Origin of the sequence: Streptomyces sp. NPDC092369, assembly GCF_044755245.1 — a bacterium.
GTDB lineage: Bacteria > Actinomycetota > Actinomycetes > Streptomycetales > Streptomycetaceae > Streptomyces.
This window is the reverse complement of record NZ_JBIVQP010000002.1, coordinates 1,588,187-1,606,107: the sequence shown is the minus strand read 5'-3', so window position 1 is coordinate 1,606,107 and position 17,921 is coordinate 1,588,187. Positions and strand designations below refer to the sequence as shown.

Annotated in this window: 12 protein-coding genes; 5 read left to right on the top strand and 7 right to left on the bottom strand. The window is 71.4% G+C overall.

Annotated elements, in window-relative coordinates:
* Positions 1-395: 395 nt before the first annotated feature.
* Positions 396-5,351, top strand: a complete 4,956-nt coding sequence (locus ACIQI8_RS16885; RefSeq protein WP_402350274.1) for an NAD-glutamate dehydrogenase — start codon at positions 396-398, stop codon at positions 5,349-5,351.
* A 101-nt stretch (positions 5,352-5,452) separates the two neighbouring features.
* On the opposite strand, the gene ACIQI8_RS16880 is transcribed toward ACIQI8_RS16885, so the two are convergent.
* On the bottom strand, positions 5,453-6,316 hold the full coding sequence (locus ACIQI8_RS16880; RefSeq protein WP_402350525.1) for an ABC transporter ATP-binding protein: 864 nt from the start codon (positions 6,314-6,316) through the stop codon (positions 5,453-5,455).
* Positions 6,317-6,362: 46 nt separating this feature from the next.
* Positions 6,363-7,280, bottom strand: a complete 918-nt coding sequence (locus ACIQI8_RS16875; RefSeq protein ID WP_402350271.1) for an ABC transporter permease — start codon at positions 7,278-7,280, stop codon at positions 6,363-6,365.
* 286 nt (positions 7,281-7,566) lie between these two features.
* Between ACIQI8_RS16875 and ACIQI8_RS16870 the strand changes: the two genes are divergently transcribed.
* Positions 7,567-8,193 (top strand): TetR/AcrR family transcriptional regulator, encoded by a 627-nt coding sequence (locus ACIQI8_RS16870; RefSeq protein ID WP_402350268.1) that lies wholly within the window; start codon positions 7,567-7,569, stop codon positions 8,191-8,193.
* A gap of 80 nt (positions 8,194-8,273) precedes the next feature.
* Positions 8,274-8,918 (top strand): response regulator, encoded by a 645-nt coding sequence (locus ACIQI8_RS16865; protein ID WP_402350265.1) that lies wholly within the window; start codon positions 8,274-8,276, stop codon positions 8,916-8,918.
* 61 nt (positions 8,919-8,979) lie between these two features.
* Here ACIQI8_RS16865 and galE read toward each other — a convergent pair whose 3' ends face one another.
* The gene (gene galE / locus ACIQI8_RS16860) at positions 8,980-9,960 is read right to left on the bottom strand and encodes a UDP-glucose 4-epimerase GalE (RefSeq protein WP_402350262.1); all 981 of its coding nucleotides are present in this window, start codon (positions 9,958-9,960) and stop codon (positions 8,980-8,982) included.
* Positions 9,961-10,062: 102 nt separating this feature from the next.
* Between galE and ACIQI8_RS16855 the strand changes: the two genes are divergently transcribed.
* A complete protein-coding gene (locus ACIQI8_RS16855; RefSeq protein WP_402350259.1) occupies positions 10,063-11,709 on the top strand; it encodes a hypothetical protein in 1,647 nt (548 codons plus the stop codon).
* Here ACIQI8_RS16855 and ACIQI8_RS16850 read toward each other — a convergent pair.
* Complete coding sequence (locus ACIQI8_RS16850; protein ID WP_402350256.1) at positions 11,663-12,142, bottom strand: MarR family winged helix-turn-helix transcriptional regulator; 480 nt, start codon at positions 12,140-12,142, stop codon at positions 11,663-11,665. The genes ACIQI8_RS16855 and ACIQI8_RS16850 overlap by 47 nt on opposite strands.
* Positions 12,143-12,270: 128 nt before the next feature.
* Here ACIQI8_RS16850 and ACIQI8_RS16845 point away from each other — a divergent pair, with 128 nt between their 5' ends.
* Positions 12,271-12,684, top strand: a complete 414-nt coding sequence (locus ACIQI8_RS16845; RefSeq protein ID WP_402350252.1) for an organic hydroperoxide resistance protein — start codon at positions 12,271-12,273, stop codon at positions 12,682-12,684.
* A 28-nt stretch (positions 12,685-12,712) separates the two neighbouring features.
* Here ACIQI8_RS16845 and ACIQI8_RS16840 read toward each other — a convergent pair whose 3' ends face one another.
* From ACIQI8_RS16840 to ACIQI8_RS16830, 3 genes are all read right to left on the bottom strand, one after another.
* The gene (locus tag ACIQI8_RS16840; RefSeq protein ID WP_402350249.1) at positions 12,713-14,302 is read right to left on the bottom strand and encodes a hypothetical protein; all 1,590 of its coding nucleotides are present in this window, start codon (positions 14,300-14,302) and stop codon (positions 12,713-12,715) included.
* A 109-nt stretch (positions 14,303-14,411) separates the two neighbouring features.
* Positions 14,412-15,689 (bottom strand): hypothetical protein, encoded by a 1,278-nt coding sequence (locus tag ACIQI8_RS16835; RefSeq protein WP_402350246.1) that lies wholly within the window; start codon positions 15,687-15,689, stop codon positions 14,412-14,414.
* Entirely contained in the window at positions 15,686-17,917 is a 2,232-nt protein-coding gene (locus ACIQI8_RS16830; protein WP_402350522.1) for a CDP-glycerol glycerophosphotransferase family protein, read from the bottom strand. The genes ACIQI8_RS16835 and ACIQI8_RS16830 overlap by 4 nt, the downstream gene beginning before the upstream one ends.
* Positions 17,918-17,921: the final 4 nt, after the last annotated feature.

The following is a 17,921-nucleotide window of genomic DNA, read 5'->3' as shown; positions in this document are numbered from 1 at the left end:
TTGTACACATACGGCTCATGACGGGGCCCCCGCAGGGAGCGATAGCCTGGGTGGCGTGATCAGCGCGATAGCTCGCGGGGGCACTGTCGCCCCTGCCCTGCGCCCGGTGAACACGGACCACATCCGTGTCCGGGCGGCGGTCGCTGGTCCGCGCGGGCGGGACGGAGGCGTGAGCGCCGCCGAGGCGCCGCGCACCCCCCGGGAAGAGGCGCCGCCGAGAGCAGCGTCACACCCGGCAGGGGCGCCAACATTGGCTGATAACCCCCCGCTCTTCTCACCTTGCGGCATAGCGTCGGAACAGACCGGAGACCCCGGGCCGTGGCGTCGAGCCGCAGGGGAAGACCCCGTACTTCCTTCTACGTCACGCAACGGCGCGCGACAGGAGCCAGAGGACAATGCAGACCAAGCTGGACGAAGCCAAGGCCGAGCTGCTGGAGAGGGCCGCTCGGGTAGCTGAGAACAGCCCGGTCGGGGGGAACCTACCGACCGGGACGGCGGACGAGGGCGATCCGGACACCCCGGACAGCGAATCCGTACTCGCGTTCCTCCAGCGCTACTACCTGCACACGGCCCCGGAGGACCTGAGCGACCGCGAGCCGGTCGACGTCTTCGGAGCCGCCCTTTCGCACTACCGGCTGGCCGAGAACCGCCCGCAGGGCACGGCCAACGTGCGGGTGCACACCCCGACCGTCGAGGAGAACGGCTGGACGTGCAGCCACTCCGTCGTCGAGGTCGTCACGGACGACATGCCCTTCCTCGTCGACTCCGTGACGAACGAACTGACCCGCCAGGGCCGCGGTATCCACGTGGTGATCCACCCGCAGGTCGTCGTCCGTCGCGACGTCACCGGCAAGCTCATCGAGGTGCTCACCGCGCAGTCGGCCGGCGAGCTGCCGCACGACGGGCACGTCGAGTCCTGGATCCACGTCGAGATCGACCGCGAGACCGACCGCGACGACCTCAAGCAGATCACCGCCGACCTGCTGCGGGTCCTGTCCGACGCCCGCGAGGCCGTCGAGGACTGGGACAAGATGCGGGACGCGGCACTGCGCATGGCCGAGGAGCTGCCCAAGGAGCCCGTCGCCTCCGACCTGCGCGCGCAGGACGTCGAGGAGGCCCGCGAGCTGCTGCGCTGGCTGGCCGCCGACCACTTCACCTTCCTCGGCTACCGCGAGTACCAGCTGCGCGACGACGACTCGCTGGCCGCCGTGCCCGGCACCGGCCTCGGCATCCTGCGCTCCGACCCGCAGCACGCGGGCGACGACAGCCACCCGGTCAGCCCGTCCTTCGAGCGGCTGCCGGCCGACGCGCGCGCCAAGGCCCGCGAGCACAAGCTCCTGGTGCTGACGAAGGCCAACAGCCGCTCGACCGTGCACCGGCCGTCGTACCTGGACTACATCGGCGTCAAGAAGTTCGACGCGGACGGCAACGTGATCGGTGAGCGCCGGTTCCTGGGGCTGTTCTCGTCCGCCGCGTACACCGAATCGGTGCGCCGGGTTCCGGTCATCCGCCGCAAGGTCGAAGAGGTCCTGGACCGGGCCGGTTTCTCGCCCAACAGCCATGACGGGCGCGACCTGCTGCAGATCATGGAGACCTACCCGCGCGACGAGCTCTTCCAGACCCCGGTCGACGAGCTGCAGTCCATCGTCACCTCGGTGCTCTATCTGCAGGAGCGCCGGCGCCTGCGCCTCTACCTGCGCCAGGACGAGTACGGCCGCTACTATTCGGCCCTCGTCTACCTCCCGCGCGACCGCTACACCACCGGCGTCCGGCTGCGGATCATCGACATCCTCAAGGAGCAACTGGGCGGCACCAGCGTCGACTTCACGGCCTGGAACACCGAGTCGATCCTGTCCCGGCTGCACTTCGTGGTCCGCGTCCCGCAGGGCACCGAGCTGCCGCAGCTGTCCGACGCCGACAAGGACCGCATCGAGGCCCGCCTGGTCGAGGCCGCCCGCTCCTGGGCGGACGCGTTCGGCGAGGCGCTGAACGCGGAGTGCGGCGAGGAGAAGGCCGCCGAACTGCTGCGCCGGTACGGCAGTGCCTTCCCCGAGGGCTACAAGGCCGACCACTCCCCGCGCGCCGCGGTCGCCGACCTGGTCCACCTGGAGCAGCTCAGCGACGACCACTCCGAGAGCGGCAAGGACTTCGCGCTCAGCCTGTACGAGCCGGTGGGCGCGGCGCCCGAGGAGCGCCGGTTCAAGATCTACCGCAAGGGCGCCTCGATCACCCTCTCCGCGGTGCTGCCGGTGCTCAACCGGCTCGGCGTCGAGGTGATGGACGAGCGGCCCTACGAGCTGCGCTGCTCGGACCGCAGCATCGCCTGGATCTACGACTTCGGCCTGCGCATGCCCAAGGCGCAGAACGGGAGCGCGGACTACCTCGGCGACGACGGCCGCGAGCGCATCCAGGACGCCTTCGCCGCCACCTGGACCGGCAAGGCGGAGAACGACGGCTTCAACTCCCTGGTGCTGAGCGCCGGGTTGACCTGGCGCCAGGCCATGGTGCTGCGGGCGTACGCCAAGTACCTGCGGCAGGCGGGCTCCACCTTCAGCCAGGACTACATGGAGGACACCCTCCGCAACAACGTCCACACCACCCGGCTGCTGGTCTCCCTGTTCGAGGCGCGGATGTCGCCGGACCGCCAGCGCGCGGGCCACGAGATCGTCGACGCCCTCCTCGAAGAGGTCGACGCGGCCCTGGACCAGGTGGCCTCCCTCGACGAGGACCGGATCCTGCGGTCCTTCCTGACGGTCATCAAGGCGACGCTGCGGACGAACTTCTTCCAGGAGGCGGCGGGCGGCAAGCCGCACGCGTACGTGTCCATGAAGTTCGACCCGCAGGCCATCCCCGACCTGCCGGCGCCGCGACCGGCGTACGAGATCTGGGTGTACTCGCCGCAGGTGGAGGGCGTGCACCTGCGCTTCGGCAAGGTCGCGCGCGGCGGGCTGCGCTGGTCGGACCGCAAGGAGGACTTCCGCACCGAGATCCTCGGCCTGGTCAAGGCGCAGATGGTGAAGAACACCGTCATCGTGCCGGTCGGCGCCAAGGGCGGCTTCGTCGCCAAGCAGCTGCCGGACCCGAGCGTGGACCGAGACGCGTGGCTCGCGGAGGGCATCTCCAGCTACAAGACGTTCATCTCGGCCCTGCTCGACATCACCGACAACATGGTGGCCGGCGAGGTCGTGCCCCCGGCCGACGTCGTGCGGCACGACGAGGACGACACGTATCTCGTGGTCGCTGCCGACAAGGGCACGGCGACGTTCTCGGACATCGCCAACGGGGTCGCGGAGACGTACAACTTCTGGCTCGGCGACGCCTTCGCCTCCGGCGGTTCGGCGGGTTACGACCACAAGGGCATGGGCATCACCGCCCGCGGCGCCTGGGAGTCCGTCAAGCGGCACTTCCGGGAGCTGGACGTCGACACCCAGAGCGAGGACTTCACGGTCGTCGGCATCGGTGACATGTCGGGTGACGTGTTCGGCAACGGCATGCTGCTGTCCGAGCACATCCGCCTGGTCGCCGCCTTCGACCACCGGCACATCTTCATCGACCCGAAGCCCGAGTCGGCCCCCTCCTACGCCGAGCGCCGCCGCGTCTTCGACCTGCCCCGCTCCAGCTGGGCCGACTACAACACCGACCTCATCTCCACCGGCGGCGGCGTCTTCCCCCGTACCGCCAAGGCCATCCCGGTCAACGCCCACATCCGCGAGGCCCTCGGCATCGAGGACAAGGTCGCCAAGATGACGCCGGCGGACCTGATGAAGGCGATCCTCAAGGCGCCGGTGGACCTGCTGTGGAACGGCGGCATCGGTACGTATGTGAAGGCGTCCACCGAGACCCACGCGGACGTCGGCGACAAGGCCAACGACCCGATCCGCGTCGACGGCGCCGACCTGCGCGTCAAGGTCGTCGGCGAGGGCGGCAACCTGGGCCTGACCCAGCTGGGCCGGATCGAGTTCGCGCTGGCCGGCGGCAAGATCAACACGGACGCGATCGACAACAGCGCGGGCGTGGACACCTCCGACCACGAGGTGAACATCAAGATCCTGCTCAACGGCCTGGTCACCGACGGCGACATGACCGTCAAGCAGCGCAACAAGCTGCTCGCCGAGATGACCGACGAGGTCGGCCGCCTCGTTCTGCGCAACAACTACGCGCAGAACACCGCGATCGCCAACGCGCTCGCCCAGTCCAAGGACATGCTCCACGCCCAGCAGCGGTTCATCCGCCACCTGGTGCGCGAGGGCCACCTCGACCGGGCCCTGGAGTTCCTGCCGACCGACCGCCAGATCCGCGAACGGCTCGCCCAGGGCCAGGGTTTGACCAGCCCGGAGACGGCCGTGCTGATGGCGTACACGAAGATCACGGTCGCCGACGAGCTGCTGCACACCACGCTGCCGGACGACCCCTACCTGCGCAGTCTGCTGGACGCGTACTTCCCGACGGCGCTGCGCGAGGCGTACCCCGAGTACATGGACAGGCACCCGCTGCGCCGGGAGATCGTGACGACCGTGCTGGTCAACGACACGGTCAACACGGGCGGTACGACGTATCTGCACCGGCTGCGCGAGGAGACCGGGGCGTCGCTCGAGGAGATCGTCCGGGCCCAGACCGTGGCGCGCAGGATCTTCAGCTCGGCGCCGGTGTGGGACGCGGTCGAGGCTCTGGACAACAAGGTCGAGGCCGCCGTCCAGACCAGGATCCGGCTGCACTCGCGCCGGCTCGTCGAGCGCGGTACGCGCTGGCTGCTCAACAACCGGCGCCAGCCGCTGCAGCTCGCCGAGACGGTGGAGTTCTTCGCAGAGCGCGTCGAGCTGGTCTGGCAGCAGCTGCCGAAGCTGCTGCGCGGCGCGGACCAGGAGTGGTGGCAGCGGATCCACGACGAGCTGACCGGCGCGGGCGTCCCGGACGAACTGGCCACGCGCGTGGCCGGGTTCTCCTCTGCCTTCCCGGCGCTCGACATCGTCTCGGTGGCCGACCGCATGGGCAAGGAGCCGATGGATGTCGCCGAGGTGTACTACGACCTCGCCGACCGCCTCCACATCACGCAGCTCATGGACCGCATCATCGAGCTGCCCCGCGCCGACCGCTGGCAGTCCATGGCCCGCGCCTCCATCCGCGAGGACCTCTACGCGGCGCACGCGGCGCTGACCGCCGACGTCCTGGCCGTCGGCAACGGCACCTCGACCCCCGAACAGCGCTTCAAGGCCTGGGAGGAGAAGAACGCGCCGATCCTCGGCCGCGCCCGCACGACACTGGACGAGATCCAGGGCTCGGAGGCGTTCGACCTCGCCAACCTGTCGGTGGCGATGCGGACGATGCGGACGCTGCTGCGGGCGCACACGTAACCGTCGGTAGAGCACATGGAGGAGGCCCGGACCGCGTCAAGCGGTCCGGGCCTCCTCCATCGGATGAGCCGACGGTCAGGTCGGTCAGGCAGCGAGGTGAGTCACGCCGTCACAGCCGCCGCGGGCTTCGGCTTCGGCTTGGCCTTGGGCTTCGCCTTGTCGCTCTTGTCGCCGGTGAAGGCCTCGTACTCCGCGAGGACGTCCTCCGTGGGACCGTCCATGCGCAGCACTCCGCGCTCCAGCCACAGGACGCGGTCGCAGGTGTCGCGGATCGTCTTGTTGTTGTGGCTGACCAGGAACACCGTGCCCGCGTGCTTGCGCAGCTCGCGGATGCGCTGCTCGGAGCGCTTGCGGAAGGCCGCGTCGCCGGTGGCGAGCGCCTCGTCGATGAGCAGCACGTCGTGGTCCTTGGCGGCGGCGATGGAGAAGCGCAGCCGGGCGCCCATGCCGGAGGAGTACGTCCGCATCGGCAGGGTGATGAAGTCGCCCTTCTCGTTGATGCCGGAGAAGTCGACGATGTCGGCGTAGCGCTCCTTGATCTGCTCGCGGGACATGCCCATGGCGAGGCCGCCGAGGTAGACGTTGCGCTCGCCGGTCAGGTCGCTCATCAGGGCCGCGTTGACGCCGAGCAGGGAGGGCTGGCCGTCGGTGTAGATCCGGCCGTTCTCCACGGGCAGCAGGCCGGCGACGGCCTTCAGCAGGGTCGACTTGCCGGAGCCGTTGGTGCCGATCAGGCCGATGGCCTCGCCCCTGTACGCGACGAAGGAGACGTTCCTGACGGCATGCACCTTGCGGACGCCCGACTCCTGGTCGGCCTGCTTGCGGCGCAGCATGCGGTTGAGGGCGGCGGTCGCGGAACCGCGTCCGCCGGTGGTGCCGTTGACCCGGTAGACGATGTCGACGCCGTCGGCGACGACCGTGGGGATGTCGCTGCGGGTGGGCTGCTCGGTGGCCTGGTCGGTCATGCGGTCGGTGATCCCGTCTGCGAACTCTTCGGTCACTTCGGTGTGCTCAGCCACGGCCGTAGGTCTCCTCGGCCTTCCAGAAGTAGATGAAGCCGCAGACGCCGGCGAGCACGGCCCAGCCGACCGCGAGCGCCCACACGTGGGGCGGCAGCTGGCTCGCGTGGAAGCTGTCGATGAGGGAGTAGCGCATCAGGTCGATGTAGACGGCGGGCGGGTTGGCCTTGAGCGCCGGAGCCACCCAGCTGGGCAGGTCGCTGTGCTGCTTGGTCAGCTTGTCGATGCTCCACATGACACCGGAGATGTACATCCAGGTGCGCAGCACGAACGGCATCAGCTGGGCGATGTCCGGCGTCTTGGAGCCCAGCCGGGCCATGATCATCGCGATGCCGGTGTTGAACGTGAACTGCAGCACCAGGACCGGGATCGCCAGGAACCAGGAGAACGAGACCGGGATCCCGAAGCAGAGCAGGATCACGACCAGGGCGCACATCGAGAACAGCAGCTGCTGGAGCTGCTGGAGGCAGAAGGAGATCGGCAGCGCGGCCCGCGGGAAGTGCAGGGCGCGGACCAGGCCGAGGTTGCCGGAGATGGCGCGGGTGCCGGTCAGGATCGAGCTCTGGGTGAACGTCCAGATGAACACGCCCGTAACCAGGAACGGGATGTAGTCCGGCACGCTCCGCTTGGTGTCGAGCAGCACGCCGAAGATGAAGTAGTACACCGCCGCGTTGAGCAGCGGGGTCATGACCTGCCAGACCTGGCCGAGCTTCGCCTGGCTGTACTGGGCCGTGAGTTTGGCGGTGGAGAAGGCGGCGATGAAGTGACGCCGGGCCCACAGCTCACGGACGTACTCGGGCAGGGAGGGACGGGCGCCGCTGACCGTGAGGCCGTGTCGCGCGGCGAGGGCCGCGAGATCGTCGTCGGCCGCAGTCGCCGTCGGGGGCGGTGTGTGGAGTACCTGGCTCACATCCGCTGCTTTCGTTCGGGGGGTGGGGGCGCGGGCGAACCGGCCCGTCGGCCGGCCGGTCCGTCACCCGGCGTTTCCTTACGCTTCTCTTCACGTTCTCTTACGTCGGGACGGGACCGTATCGTCGCAACGCGAGCGTAGGCGGAATCCGCGTCGGAACGCAACCGTTCCGTCGTCACGTCCTTCGCCGGGCCGAGACCGTTTCGTCGCCGGGACGGAACCGTTCCGTCGTGACGTGTTGCGTGGGGACGGGACCGTATCGTCGCAACGCCCTATGCTGGGCCGTATGACGACGAACGCCGACGAGCCCCCAACCCGTCCGCGCCGCCGCACACCGGCCGGAGCGGCCGTGCTCCGTCCGGATGTGACGGAAGCCATTCGGGCCGCCGTCTTCGAGGAGCTCGCGGCCGTCGGCTACGCGCGGATGTCCATCGAGGGGATCGCGCGGCGCGCGGGCGTCGGCAAGACCGCGGTCTACCGCCGCTGGCGCTCCAAGCTGCACCTGGTGCTCGACGTCGTCTCGGCGCTCGCGGTGCAGGGCCTGCCGGTGCCCGACACGGGCTCCCTGGAGGGCGACCTGCGACTGCTGTACGAGTTCACCTCGCGCGCGTTGCGGCACCCCGTGGCCTCGCAGATCATCCCGGACCTGCAGGCCGAGGCGGCCCGCAGCCCCGAGATCGCCGAGGCCATGCAGAAGGCGCTGCGCGAGGGGCAGGACGGTGTCGCCAGCAAGATCGTGGTGGCGGCGGCACAGCGCGGCGAGGTCAGCGGCGGCCTCGACCAGGACCTGGCCCTCGACCTGATCTCCGGGCCCCTGTACTGGCGCTCGGTGGTGATCCGCAGCCCGAAGCTGCCCAAGGGATACCTGGGCGCGCTGGCGCGGGCCACCGCGGAGGCGATCAAGGCGCTGTGAGTAGGCTGCGGTGATCAGGCCGCCGGTGGCCGAGGGGACATCGCCGTGCGCACGGTGACCGGAGTTGAGGCGGGACTGCCGTGAGAGTCGTGATCGCCGAGGACAACGCCCTGCTGCGGGAAGGCCTCGTCCTCCTCCTGACATCCGCGGGACACGACGTGGTCGCCGTCGCGAGCACCGGCCCCGAGGTCCTGCCCGCCCTCCTGGAACACCGCCCCGACGCCGCCGTGCTCGACGTCCGCATGCCCCCCGGCTTCCGCGACGAGGGCCTGCGCGCCGCCCTGGAGGCCCGCGAGAGGATCCCCGGCCTCCCGGTCCTGGTCCTCTCCCAGTACGTCGAGGAGTCCTACGCCGCCGAGCTGCTGACCGGCGGCGCGAGCGGGCTCGGCTACCTCCTCAAGGACCGGGTCGGCCGGGTCGAGGAGTTCCTCGACGCCCTGGAACGGGTCGCCGCCGGCGGCACCGCCCTCGACCCCGAGGTCGTCACCGAACTCCTCACCCGCCGCAAGGACTCTCCCCTCGACTCCCTCACCCCGCGCGAGCGCGAGGTCCTCGCGCTGATGGCCGAGGGCCACGACAACGCGACCATCGCGAAAACCCTCGTCGTCACCGAACGCGCCGTCCACAAACACATCGGCAACGTCTTCCTGAAACTGGGCCTGCCGCAGAGCGACAGCGGACATCGCCGGGTGCTGGCGGTGCTGGCGTATCTGAACAATCGGTAGACCACGCGCGCGTGCCGGCGGACCCGGCGCCGCCCTGTCTTCAGCGACCCCGCCCCGCCCCCTACCCCCGCCCCGCCCCCGGATGCCGCCGTACCCACCCTTCCCAAGCCGACGTGATCATGTCCTGGACGTCGTGCTTGGCCTTCCAGCCCAGTTCCGTGGCGGCGCGGTCGGCGGAGGCGACGACTCGGGCGGGGTCGCCGGGGCGGCGGGGGAGGGCGGTGGGGGGACGGTCGTAGCCCGTGAGGGTGTTGATGTGGTCGATCATCTCGCGGACCGAGACGCCCTCGCCGCGGCCGATGTTGAGGGTGAGGTCGCGGCCGGGGGCGGCGCGCAGGGCGTGGGCGGCGGCGACGTGGGCCTCGGCGAGGTCGACGACGTGGATGTAGTCGCGTACGCAGGTGCCGTCCGGGGTGTCGTAGTCGTCGCCGAAGATGCGCGGGGGCGCGTTCTCGGTGAGCTTCTCGAAGACCATCGGGACGAGGTTGTGGACGCCGACGTCGGCCAGTTCCGGGGCCGCCGCGCCCGCCACGTTGAAGTAGCGGAGGGAGGCGGTGGACAGGCCCGTCGCGCGGCCGGTCGCACGGACCAGCCACTCGCCGGCCAGCTTCGTCTCGCCGTAGGGGGACATGGGGACGCAGGAGGTCTCCTCCGTCACCAGGTCCACGTCCGGCATGCCGTACACGGCCGCGGAGGAGGAGAAGACGAAGGACGGGACACCGGCCGTCGTGACGGCCTCCAGGAGGACGCGCAGGCCTTCGACGTTCTCGCGGTAGTAGTGCAGGGGGAGGTGGACCGACTCGCCGACCTGTTTCTTCGCCGCGAGGTGGACGACCCCGGTGACCTCGTGGTCGGCGAGGGTGCGCGCCAGCCGTTCGCCGTCCAGCGTGGAGCCGGTCACCAGCGGCACCCCGTCCGGCACGCGCTCGGCGATGCCGGTCGACAGGTCGTCGTACACCACGGCCTGTTCGCCCGCCTCGGTCATCGCGCGGACGACATGCGCCCCGATGTAGCCGGCGCCACCGGTGATCAGCCAGGTCATGTGCGTCCGTCCCCTCGTCGATATGTCCCGCGTATCAGTGAAGCAGGTCCTGTACATCGTCAATCAGCAAGAATGGGTAACTAGTAGTACAAAATGACTCGCGTGAGGAACGCGGGTGCAGGCACCAGAGCGGGAAACCGGAAGCCGCCGGAGGACGTCGTGGCCGTGGCGGTGCCCGCGGTCGTCATGCTCGTGATCGGGCTGTGGGGGCTCGACCGCGGCGGTATATGGCGCGACGAGGGCGTCACCTTTCAGGTCGCGCGCCGCTCGATCCCGCAGATCTGGCGGCTGCTGCACGGCGTGGACGCGGTGCACGGTCTGTACTACCTGGTCATGCACGCCGTCCTCGCCGTCCACTCCGGCGAGGTCGTCCTGCGCCTGCCCTCGGTGTGTGCCGCCGCCGCGACGGCGGGCCTCGTCGGGGCGCTCGGGGTCCGGCTCGCGGGGGCGCGCGTCGGGTTGTGGGCCGGACTGCTGTACGCCGTGACCCCGCTGGTCGGGCACTACGCGCAGGAGGGCCGCTCGTACGCCCTGGTCGCGGCCGGCGTGGCGGCGGCCACCCTGCTCCTGGTGCGCGCGCTGGACGGACGGTCCTGGTGGCCGTACGCGCTCGCCCTCGCCACCACCTGTCTGCTGCACGAACTGGCCGTCCTCGTGCTGGGCGCCCACGCGGTCACGCTGGCCTGGACGCGGGCGCCGAAGCGGGCGTGGTGGGGCTGGGCGCGCGCGACGGGCGCGGTGGGCCTCGTGCTGCTGCCGCTCGTGATGGTGTCGCGCGCGCAGTCCGGGCAGGTGGAGTGGCTGCCGGTCCCGGGGTGGGGGAGTGCGGAACGGTTGGTGCGCGGTTTCGCGGCCGGGCCCACCGGGGTGGTGTTCTGGGTGTGCCTGATGCTGGTCGTGCTGGGGCTGAGGGTGCGTCAAGTCGCCGCCGTCGCCCTGCCGTTGGCGGTGGTGCCGCCCGCGCTGCTGATGACGGTCTCGCAGGTGCGGCCGATGTACGACGACCGGTACGTGCTGTACGCCCTGGCCGGAGTGCCGCTGCTCGCGGCGGCCGGCGCGGACCGGGTGGTCTCGGCCGACGCGGGCCGGCCGGCGCTGCACCGCCGCCTGCTGTACACCCGAGCCGCGGGCGCCCTCGCCATCGCCCTGGCCTTCCTCCACGCCCTCCCCGCCCACCGCCAGGACCGCGCCCCCGCCCACCGCCCCGACGACCTCGCCGCGGTCTCCGCGCTCGCCGCCCGCCAACTGCGGCCCGGCGACCCGGTGGTGTACCTCCCGGCGATCGGCCGGCGCTCGGCACTCGCGTACCCCAAGGGGTTCCGGCGGGCCTGGGACATCGCGCTCGGCGAGCCCGGCCCACCGTCCGGCACGCTCTACGGCCGTGAGGTCGGCGCCGGTGAACTGCGCCGTAGACTCGCGCGCGTGCACCGCCTCTGGGTCGTCACCGAGCCCTACGCCCTGCGCACACCCTGGTACCCCGGCGACCCCACCGAGCGCGCCAAACTCGACGCCGTGGAGGAGCAGTTCGTGCCCGCCGGTGCTCAGCGGACGCGGTACGCCCCGGGGGGCGTGGGCCTCCGGCTCTACGTCAGACGGCCGGACGCGTTCGGCCCAACGGTGGGGCCGGGTGCGGCAGTCGGGCTCGGTCCCACGGCCACGGGCGGACCGACGGGCGAGTCGGGTACGGCAGTTGACCCCCCGCTCACTCCGACGTCTCCTCCAGCGTCGCCGCGTCCAGCGCCGCGGTGAGGTCGTCGAGGCGGGAGCGCAGCGCGCGGATCTCGTCCACGTCGAAGCCGGTCGCGGCGGAGATGCGGCGGGGCACCGCGAGGGCGCGCTCGCGCAGGGCGGCGCCCTCCTCGGTCAGCCCCACCTCCACCGAGCGCTCGTCGCGGGCGCTGCGCTCGCGGTGGACGAGACCGGCCGCCTCCAGCCGCTTGAGCAGCGGGGAGAGGGTGCCGGAGTCGAGCCGCAGGTGCTCGCCGAGCTTCTTGACGGGCAGTTCTCCGTGCTCCCACAGCACCAGCATCACCAGGTACTGCGGGTACGTGATCCCGAGATCCTTGAGGATCACGCGGTAGACACCGCCGAACGCGCGCGAGGCCGCGTTCAGGGAGAAGCAGATCTGCTGGTCGAGGCGGAGCCAGTCGGTGGTGGGTGGAGTGGGAGTGGGCGTGGTCATGGGTCAAGGATAGCCTTTGCGAGCCATTTAGTTGTACGCAATTTAATTGTGTGCTCTACTTGAGTCCGTCAGGCGGCCGAAGAAGCCGAAGCCGCCGGCACAGCTGACTTTGAGAGGGATGGTTTTCCATGGACGCGCTCTACACCGCCGTCGCCACCGCCACCCACGGCCGCGAGGGCCGTGCCGTCTCCTCCGACGGCAGGATCGACGTCCCGCTGGCGTTCCCGGTGGAGATGGGCGGCAACGGTCAGGGCACCAACCCGGAGCAGCTCTTCGCCGCCGGTTACGCGGCCTGCTTCGGCAGCGCCCTCGGCGCCGTCGGCCGCCAGGCGAAGGTCGACGTCAGCGACGCGGCCGTCACCGCCGAGGTCGGCATAGGCAAGGTGGGCGAGGGCTTCGCCCTGAAGGTCACCTTGCGCGTCGAGCTCCCCGACACCGTGGACGAGGCCACCGGCCACAAGCTGGTCGAGGCCGCCCACCAGGTCTGCCCCTACTCCAACGCCACCCGCGGCAACATCGAGGTCACCCTCGTCGTCGAGTAGGTCCGCCGAGCGATCGAGCGGTACGACCTCATCCGACCCGCGCCAGCACCTCCCCCGTCCGCGGACTCCACGCCACCACCACGGCCTCCGCGGGCACGGGGTGTCGGCGCGTCAGCAGCAGCCAGCGCACGTGGTAGCGGCGGACGACGGCGGCGCGCTCGGCGCGGGTCGAGTCCGGGGCGAGACAGTCCTGGACGTCGGCCAGCCGACGCAGCCGCTCCCGTTCGTCAAGGGCCGGGTCCGGCCAGGCGGGCGCGGCCAGGTTCGGGCCGTAGCCCGCGATCGCGTGGACGGCGTAGTAGCCGTCGGTGATCACCACCTCGCCGGGCCCGATGTGCCGCGCGGCCCACGCGTACGAGGGCCAGCGCGGCGGCTGCGCGAAGCCGACCGGATCCAGTGACCGCGGCACCACCGCCCCCGCCTGCACGGTCACGAAGCCGACGCAGGCGGCCACCGCGGCGATCTCGCCCAGCATCCGCCGTCGCACCGACCACGGCCGGGGCGCCGCCAGCTCCACCGCGAGCGCGAACTGGAGCGGCACCAGCGTCAGCCCGAGAATCCTGCCGTACGTGTAGTGCCCGCTGAGCCAGCCGTACGCCACCACCAGGCACTCCAGGCCGAACATCAGCACCAGCGGATCCCGCGCCCCCGACCACCACGCGGCCCCCGGTGTCGTGTCGCGTGCCCGCCGCGCCCGCAGCCACAGCGCAGGCAACCCCAGCAGCGCCAGCCAGAAATGGCCGGCCGGGCCCCGGTAGAGCCGTCGGTGCATCGCGTCCACGCTGCCGTCCGCGGCCAGCGCGAACACGTCGAAGTACGGCCACACCGCCGCCACCAGCAGGGCCGTCCCGCCCGCGAGCGCCCAGCGCCCCGCCGCGGCGAGCCCCCCACCGCGCTGCCACCCCGCCACGAACGCCACCGCGCCGAGGACCGCCGCCACCGCGGTGATCGGGTGGATCAGCAGGATCAGCCCGTAGAGCGCGCCGAGCCCCGCGTACCCGACCGGCCCCGGCAGCCCGCTCGGGCCGACGAACCGCACCCGCTCCGCGTTCCGCGCCCGCGCGCCCGTCAGCGCCCAGGCCCAGAAGGCGAGGCCGATCGCGAACGTCGACGGGTAGCCGAGGTTGCCCGTCATCGACATCAGTCCGAGATAGCCGCTCCACCAGGCCCGTTCGGTGCCCCACAGCAGGGTCATCGCGGCGACCGCGAGGACCGGGGCCCACGGCCTCGGCGTCAGCACGCGCGTGAAGCGGCCGATGCCGGTCAGCAGGACGAGAAGGTTCAGCGGACCGGCCAGCCGCAGCACCTCCCAGCCGCCCAGACCCGTCAGCCGGGCGAACGCACCCTCGGCCACCGCGTACGGCGAGTAGTACGGGCTGCCCGCGCCCGGCAGGTCGGCCATCGGGTGGCGCGGGTGGAGCAGGCTCGCCTTGAGGCGTTCGACGACCGCCGCGTGCTGGCCGGCGTCGCAGCACAGCGGCACCCGCCAGAACGCCAGCGACATCACCAGCCAGAACAGGAAACCGAAGGCCTGGTAGGGGGTGGGGCGCCAGGTCCGGCCGCCGCGCAGGGCCGTCGCGCCGCGCACGAGGCGCCGGGTGGCGAGAGCGGTGCTCACCGGTGAGCGGAGGGTCGGGGAGCAGGGGGTCGGTGAGTGGAGGGTCGGGGAGCAGAGGGTTGGGGCATTTGCCGTGTGTTCCCGCCTGCGTCGACGACGCCACCCGGGATCACCTCATCGAGTGAACCGCCGGCTCCTCGAAGCCCTGCCCCGGCACTCGCGCCCACCCGCGCTCCACCCGATCGAGCAGCAACGGCACCCCCACCACCGGCAGCAGCCACGCCGGCACGATCAGCCGGTCGCCCCAGATGGTGATGTCGGGGTGCCCGGCCTGGGTGAGGATCCCGGTGAACGCGGCGGCGGCGAGGAAGCATCCGAACGCCGGCCGCCGCAGAGCGCCCCACATCCCGGCCGCCAGCGCCGTCAGGAACAGCGGTTCCCACAGCTGCCGACGCAGCCACTCCACCCAGAAGTTGAACTCCAGATGCAGGAACTCCGGCCACAACCGCGTCCGGTCGGGCCGGGCGAAGTGGTCGGTGAGCAGATCCTGCAGACTCTCCGACTCGGAGGGGTAGGTGAGTGCCTTCGCCAGGAGCAGCGTTCCGAGCGCGGCTCCCAGGCCGATCCACGCGACCGCCACGAGGGGCCGCCCCGGCGACCGGCCGTGCCTGCGCCGGTGTACGGCGATCAGCGCGCCCGCCGTCGCCAGACACAGCCCGAGGAACAGCGCCTGCGAGTGCTTCACCGTGAACAGCGCGAGCAGCGAGCCGCCGACCAGCGCGAGGCCGGCCCGCGCCCGCCGCCCCTCCAGGACCAGCGCGCAGCCCCACAGCGCCGCCAGGGTCAGCGCGAGCATCAGGCCCTCGGTCATCGGGCGCATCGCGGTCGCCCCGCACGGCAGGACGTGGAACAGCGCCTGTCCGGTCAGGGCGAGCGGCACCGGGACCGACAGCGTGCGCAGGATCAGGAACGCGAGCACCCCGCCCGCGACCGTGATCACCACGCCCGACACCCACAGCCCCCACGTCACGCCGAACGCCGTGACGAACGGCACCAGGAACAGCGGATATCCGGGCCGCACCTCGAAGATCCGCATGAACCGCTCCGGCATGAACGGCACGGTGGACCCGCCCGTCTGCCCGGCCCTCAACCGCGCCTGGACCCTCGGCAGTTCAGCGTCCCGGCACTCCCCCATGACCCGCGCGGTCGGGTCGGGCGCGTGGAAGCGGACGACGTCCACGCCCTGGTCGCGGCGTGCGATCGACGCCCTGCCCGCGCAGACGTAGTCGATCGTGGTGGCCGCCGCCTCCTCCTTGCCGTCACCGCGCAGACTCAGGGCGTAGGAGAGGTAGTTCTTGGTGTCCGGGGTGTCCCGGCCGGTGACGTTCGCGAGTTGGAGCACGGCGAACACCCCGGCCAGGACCAGCACCCAGGTGCGCGGCCTCACGACCGGGCGAGCAGCTCGTGTCCGGCGGCAGGGGCGGGGATCCGGGTGGCCGCCGGAGATGGCATCTCCTCACCGAGCAGCAGGGTGCGGACGACCCGCTCGGCGGCGCGGCCGTCGTCGAACTCGCAGTAGCGCGCCCGGAATCCGGCCCGCAGCCGCGCCGACTCCTCGTCCTGCCAGGTCCCGGAGGTCATCAGCCACGCCAACTCCCGGTAGGAGCGAGACACATGGCCAGGCGCCTGCGCCGTGATGTCGACGTAGGTGCCGCGGCTCGCCCTGTACGCGCCCAGGTCGTCGGCGTGGACCACGATCGGCCGGTCCAGGTTGGCGTAGTCGAACATCACCGCCGAGTAGTCCGTGACCAGCACGTCGGAGGCGAGCATCACGTCCTCGACGTGCGGCTCGTCCATCGCGTCGATCAGCACGCCCCGCCGGTGCAGTTCGGCCAGACCCAGGCCGCGCGCGGGGCCGGTGGCGAGGGTGGGGTGCAGGCGGACGACGAGGGTGTGTCCGGCGCCCAGGTCCTCGGCGAACCGGGCCAGGTCGACGCGGTCGACATGGCCGCCCCTGCGGTAGTCGCGGCGGGTCGGGGCGTACAGCACGACGGTGTGCCCGGCCGGGATGCCGAGCCGTTCGCGGACCGCCTGCCCGTGCTCCGAAAGGCCGCCCTGTCGACGGGCGTTGACCAGGATGTCGTTGCGCGGGCTGCCGGTGCGCGCGGACGCGAAGTGGCACGGGTAGGCCCGCTCCCACACCAGCTCGGAGTGCAGGTTGGCGACCAGGCTGTGGTCCCAGCGGTCGGCGCGCCGCAGCATCTGCGGCACGTCGAAGCCGTGCCGGGCGCCGGGCCGCTCCAGCAGGTCGGCGCCCATGTACTTGAGCGGGGCGCCCTGGTGGGTGTGGATGTGGACGCTGCCGGGGCGCTTGGCGAGCGTGCCGGGCCAGTTGACGTTGTTGACGAAGTACGCGGCCCGGGCGGCGACCTGTCGGTACTCCGGGGAGTTGAGCAGGACGTGCTCGACGTCCGTCGGCAGCAGGGCCGCCGCCTCCTCGTCCCGCACCACCCACACTCCGCGCAACTGCGGGGCGATCTCGCGGGCCTTGCGGTGGATCGCGCCGGGGTCGCCGAGGACGCCCCGGTGCGAGGAGGCCGAGTAGAGGACGAGGTCCGGGTCGAGGGGGCGGCGCGCGGCGAGCGCGGAGCGGCCACGGGCGAGTCGTACGCCCGCCGCCCGGCGCATTTGCCCGGCCCGGCGGGTGATCTCGCGCCCTGCCCGGGCCGCCTGACGCTTGGCTCGATAGGCGGCGAAACCGCCTTCAAGCACCCGGAGTTCGGGGGCCACGACGGCACCCTCGGGCCGGTGCTTGCGGAACAGCTCCGCCGTGCGCCGGAAGAACTCGGCCCTGTCGCGGGGCGGCAGCCGGTCCGGCTTGGCGAGGATGTCCAGACAGTGCTCGCCCATCCTGGCGTGCAGACAGGGCTGCCAACGCGCCAGTTCCGGACGGGTGCTGAGAAAGGCGAAGACCCGCTCGTACTGGTCGTGGATGTCGAAGTGCCTGCGGCTGGTGGTGGACAGGATGTTGCCCTGGCGGCGCTGGCGGTAGTTCAGGCAGATCCGGTCGAGCGTGGCGATCCGGTCGGCGCTGAGCAGCACCGGGAAGGTCCAGGGCGTGTCCTCGTAGTAACCGGGCGGGAACTCGAAGCCGTGCTTGAGCACGAAGTCGCGGCGGTAGACCTTGTTCCACACGACCATCAACAGGTCGAGGATCTCGGGGCGTTCGGCGACGGTGAAGGTGGCGTCGGCGGCCTCCGCGAGCACGTGCGCCAGGACGTTGCGGCGCGTGCCGCCCCACCAGTACGTGCGCGCGTAGTCGAAGACCAGGACGTCCGGCTCGGCGGTCTCGTCGAGGCGGTCGGCCAGGGCGCGCAGGGCGCCCGGGGTGAGGGTGTCGTCGCTGTCCAGGAAGAACAGGAAGTCGCCGGTGGCGTGCGGCATCCCGGCGTTGCGGGCGCGGCCGAGGCCCACGTTCTCCGGCAGGTGCACCACCCGCACGCGCGGGTCGCGGGCCGCGTACTCGTCGAGAATCGCGCCGCAGCCGTCGGGAGAGCGGTCGTCGACGGCGATCACCTCGATGTCCCGGTAGGACTGCTCCAGAACGGAGTCGAGGCACTCGCGCAGATAGCCCTGCACCTTGAAGACGGGGACGATGACGCTGAAGCGGGGCACTGCG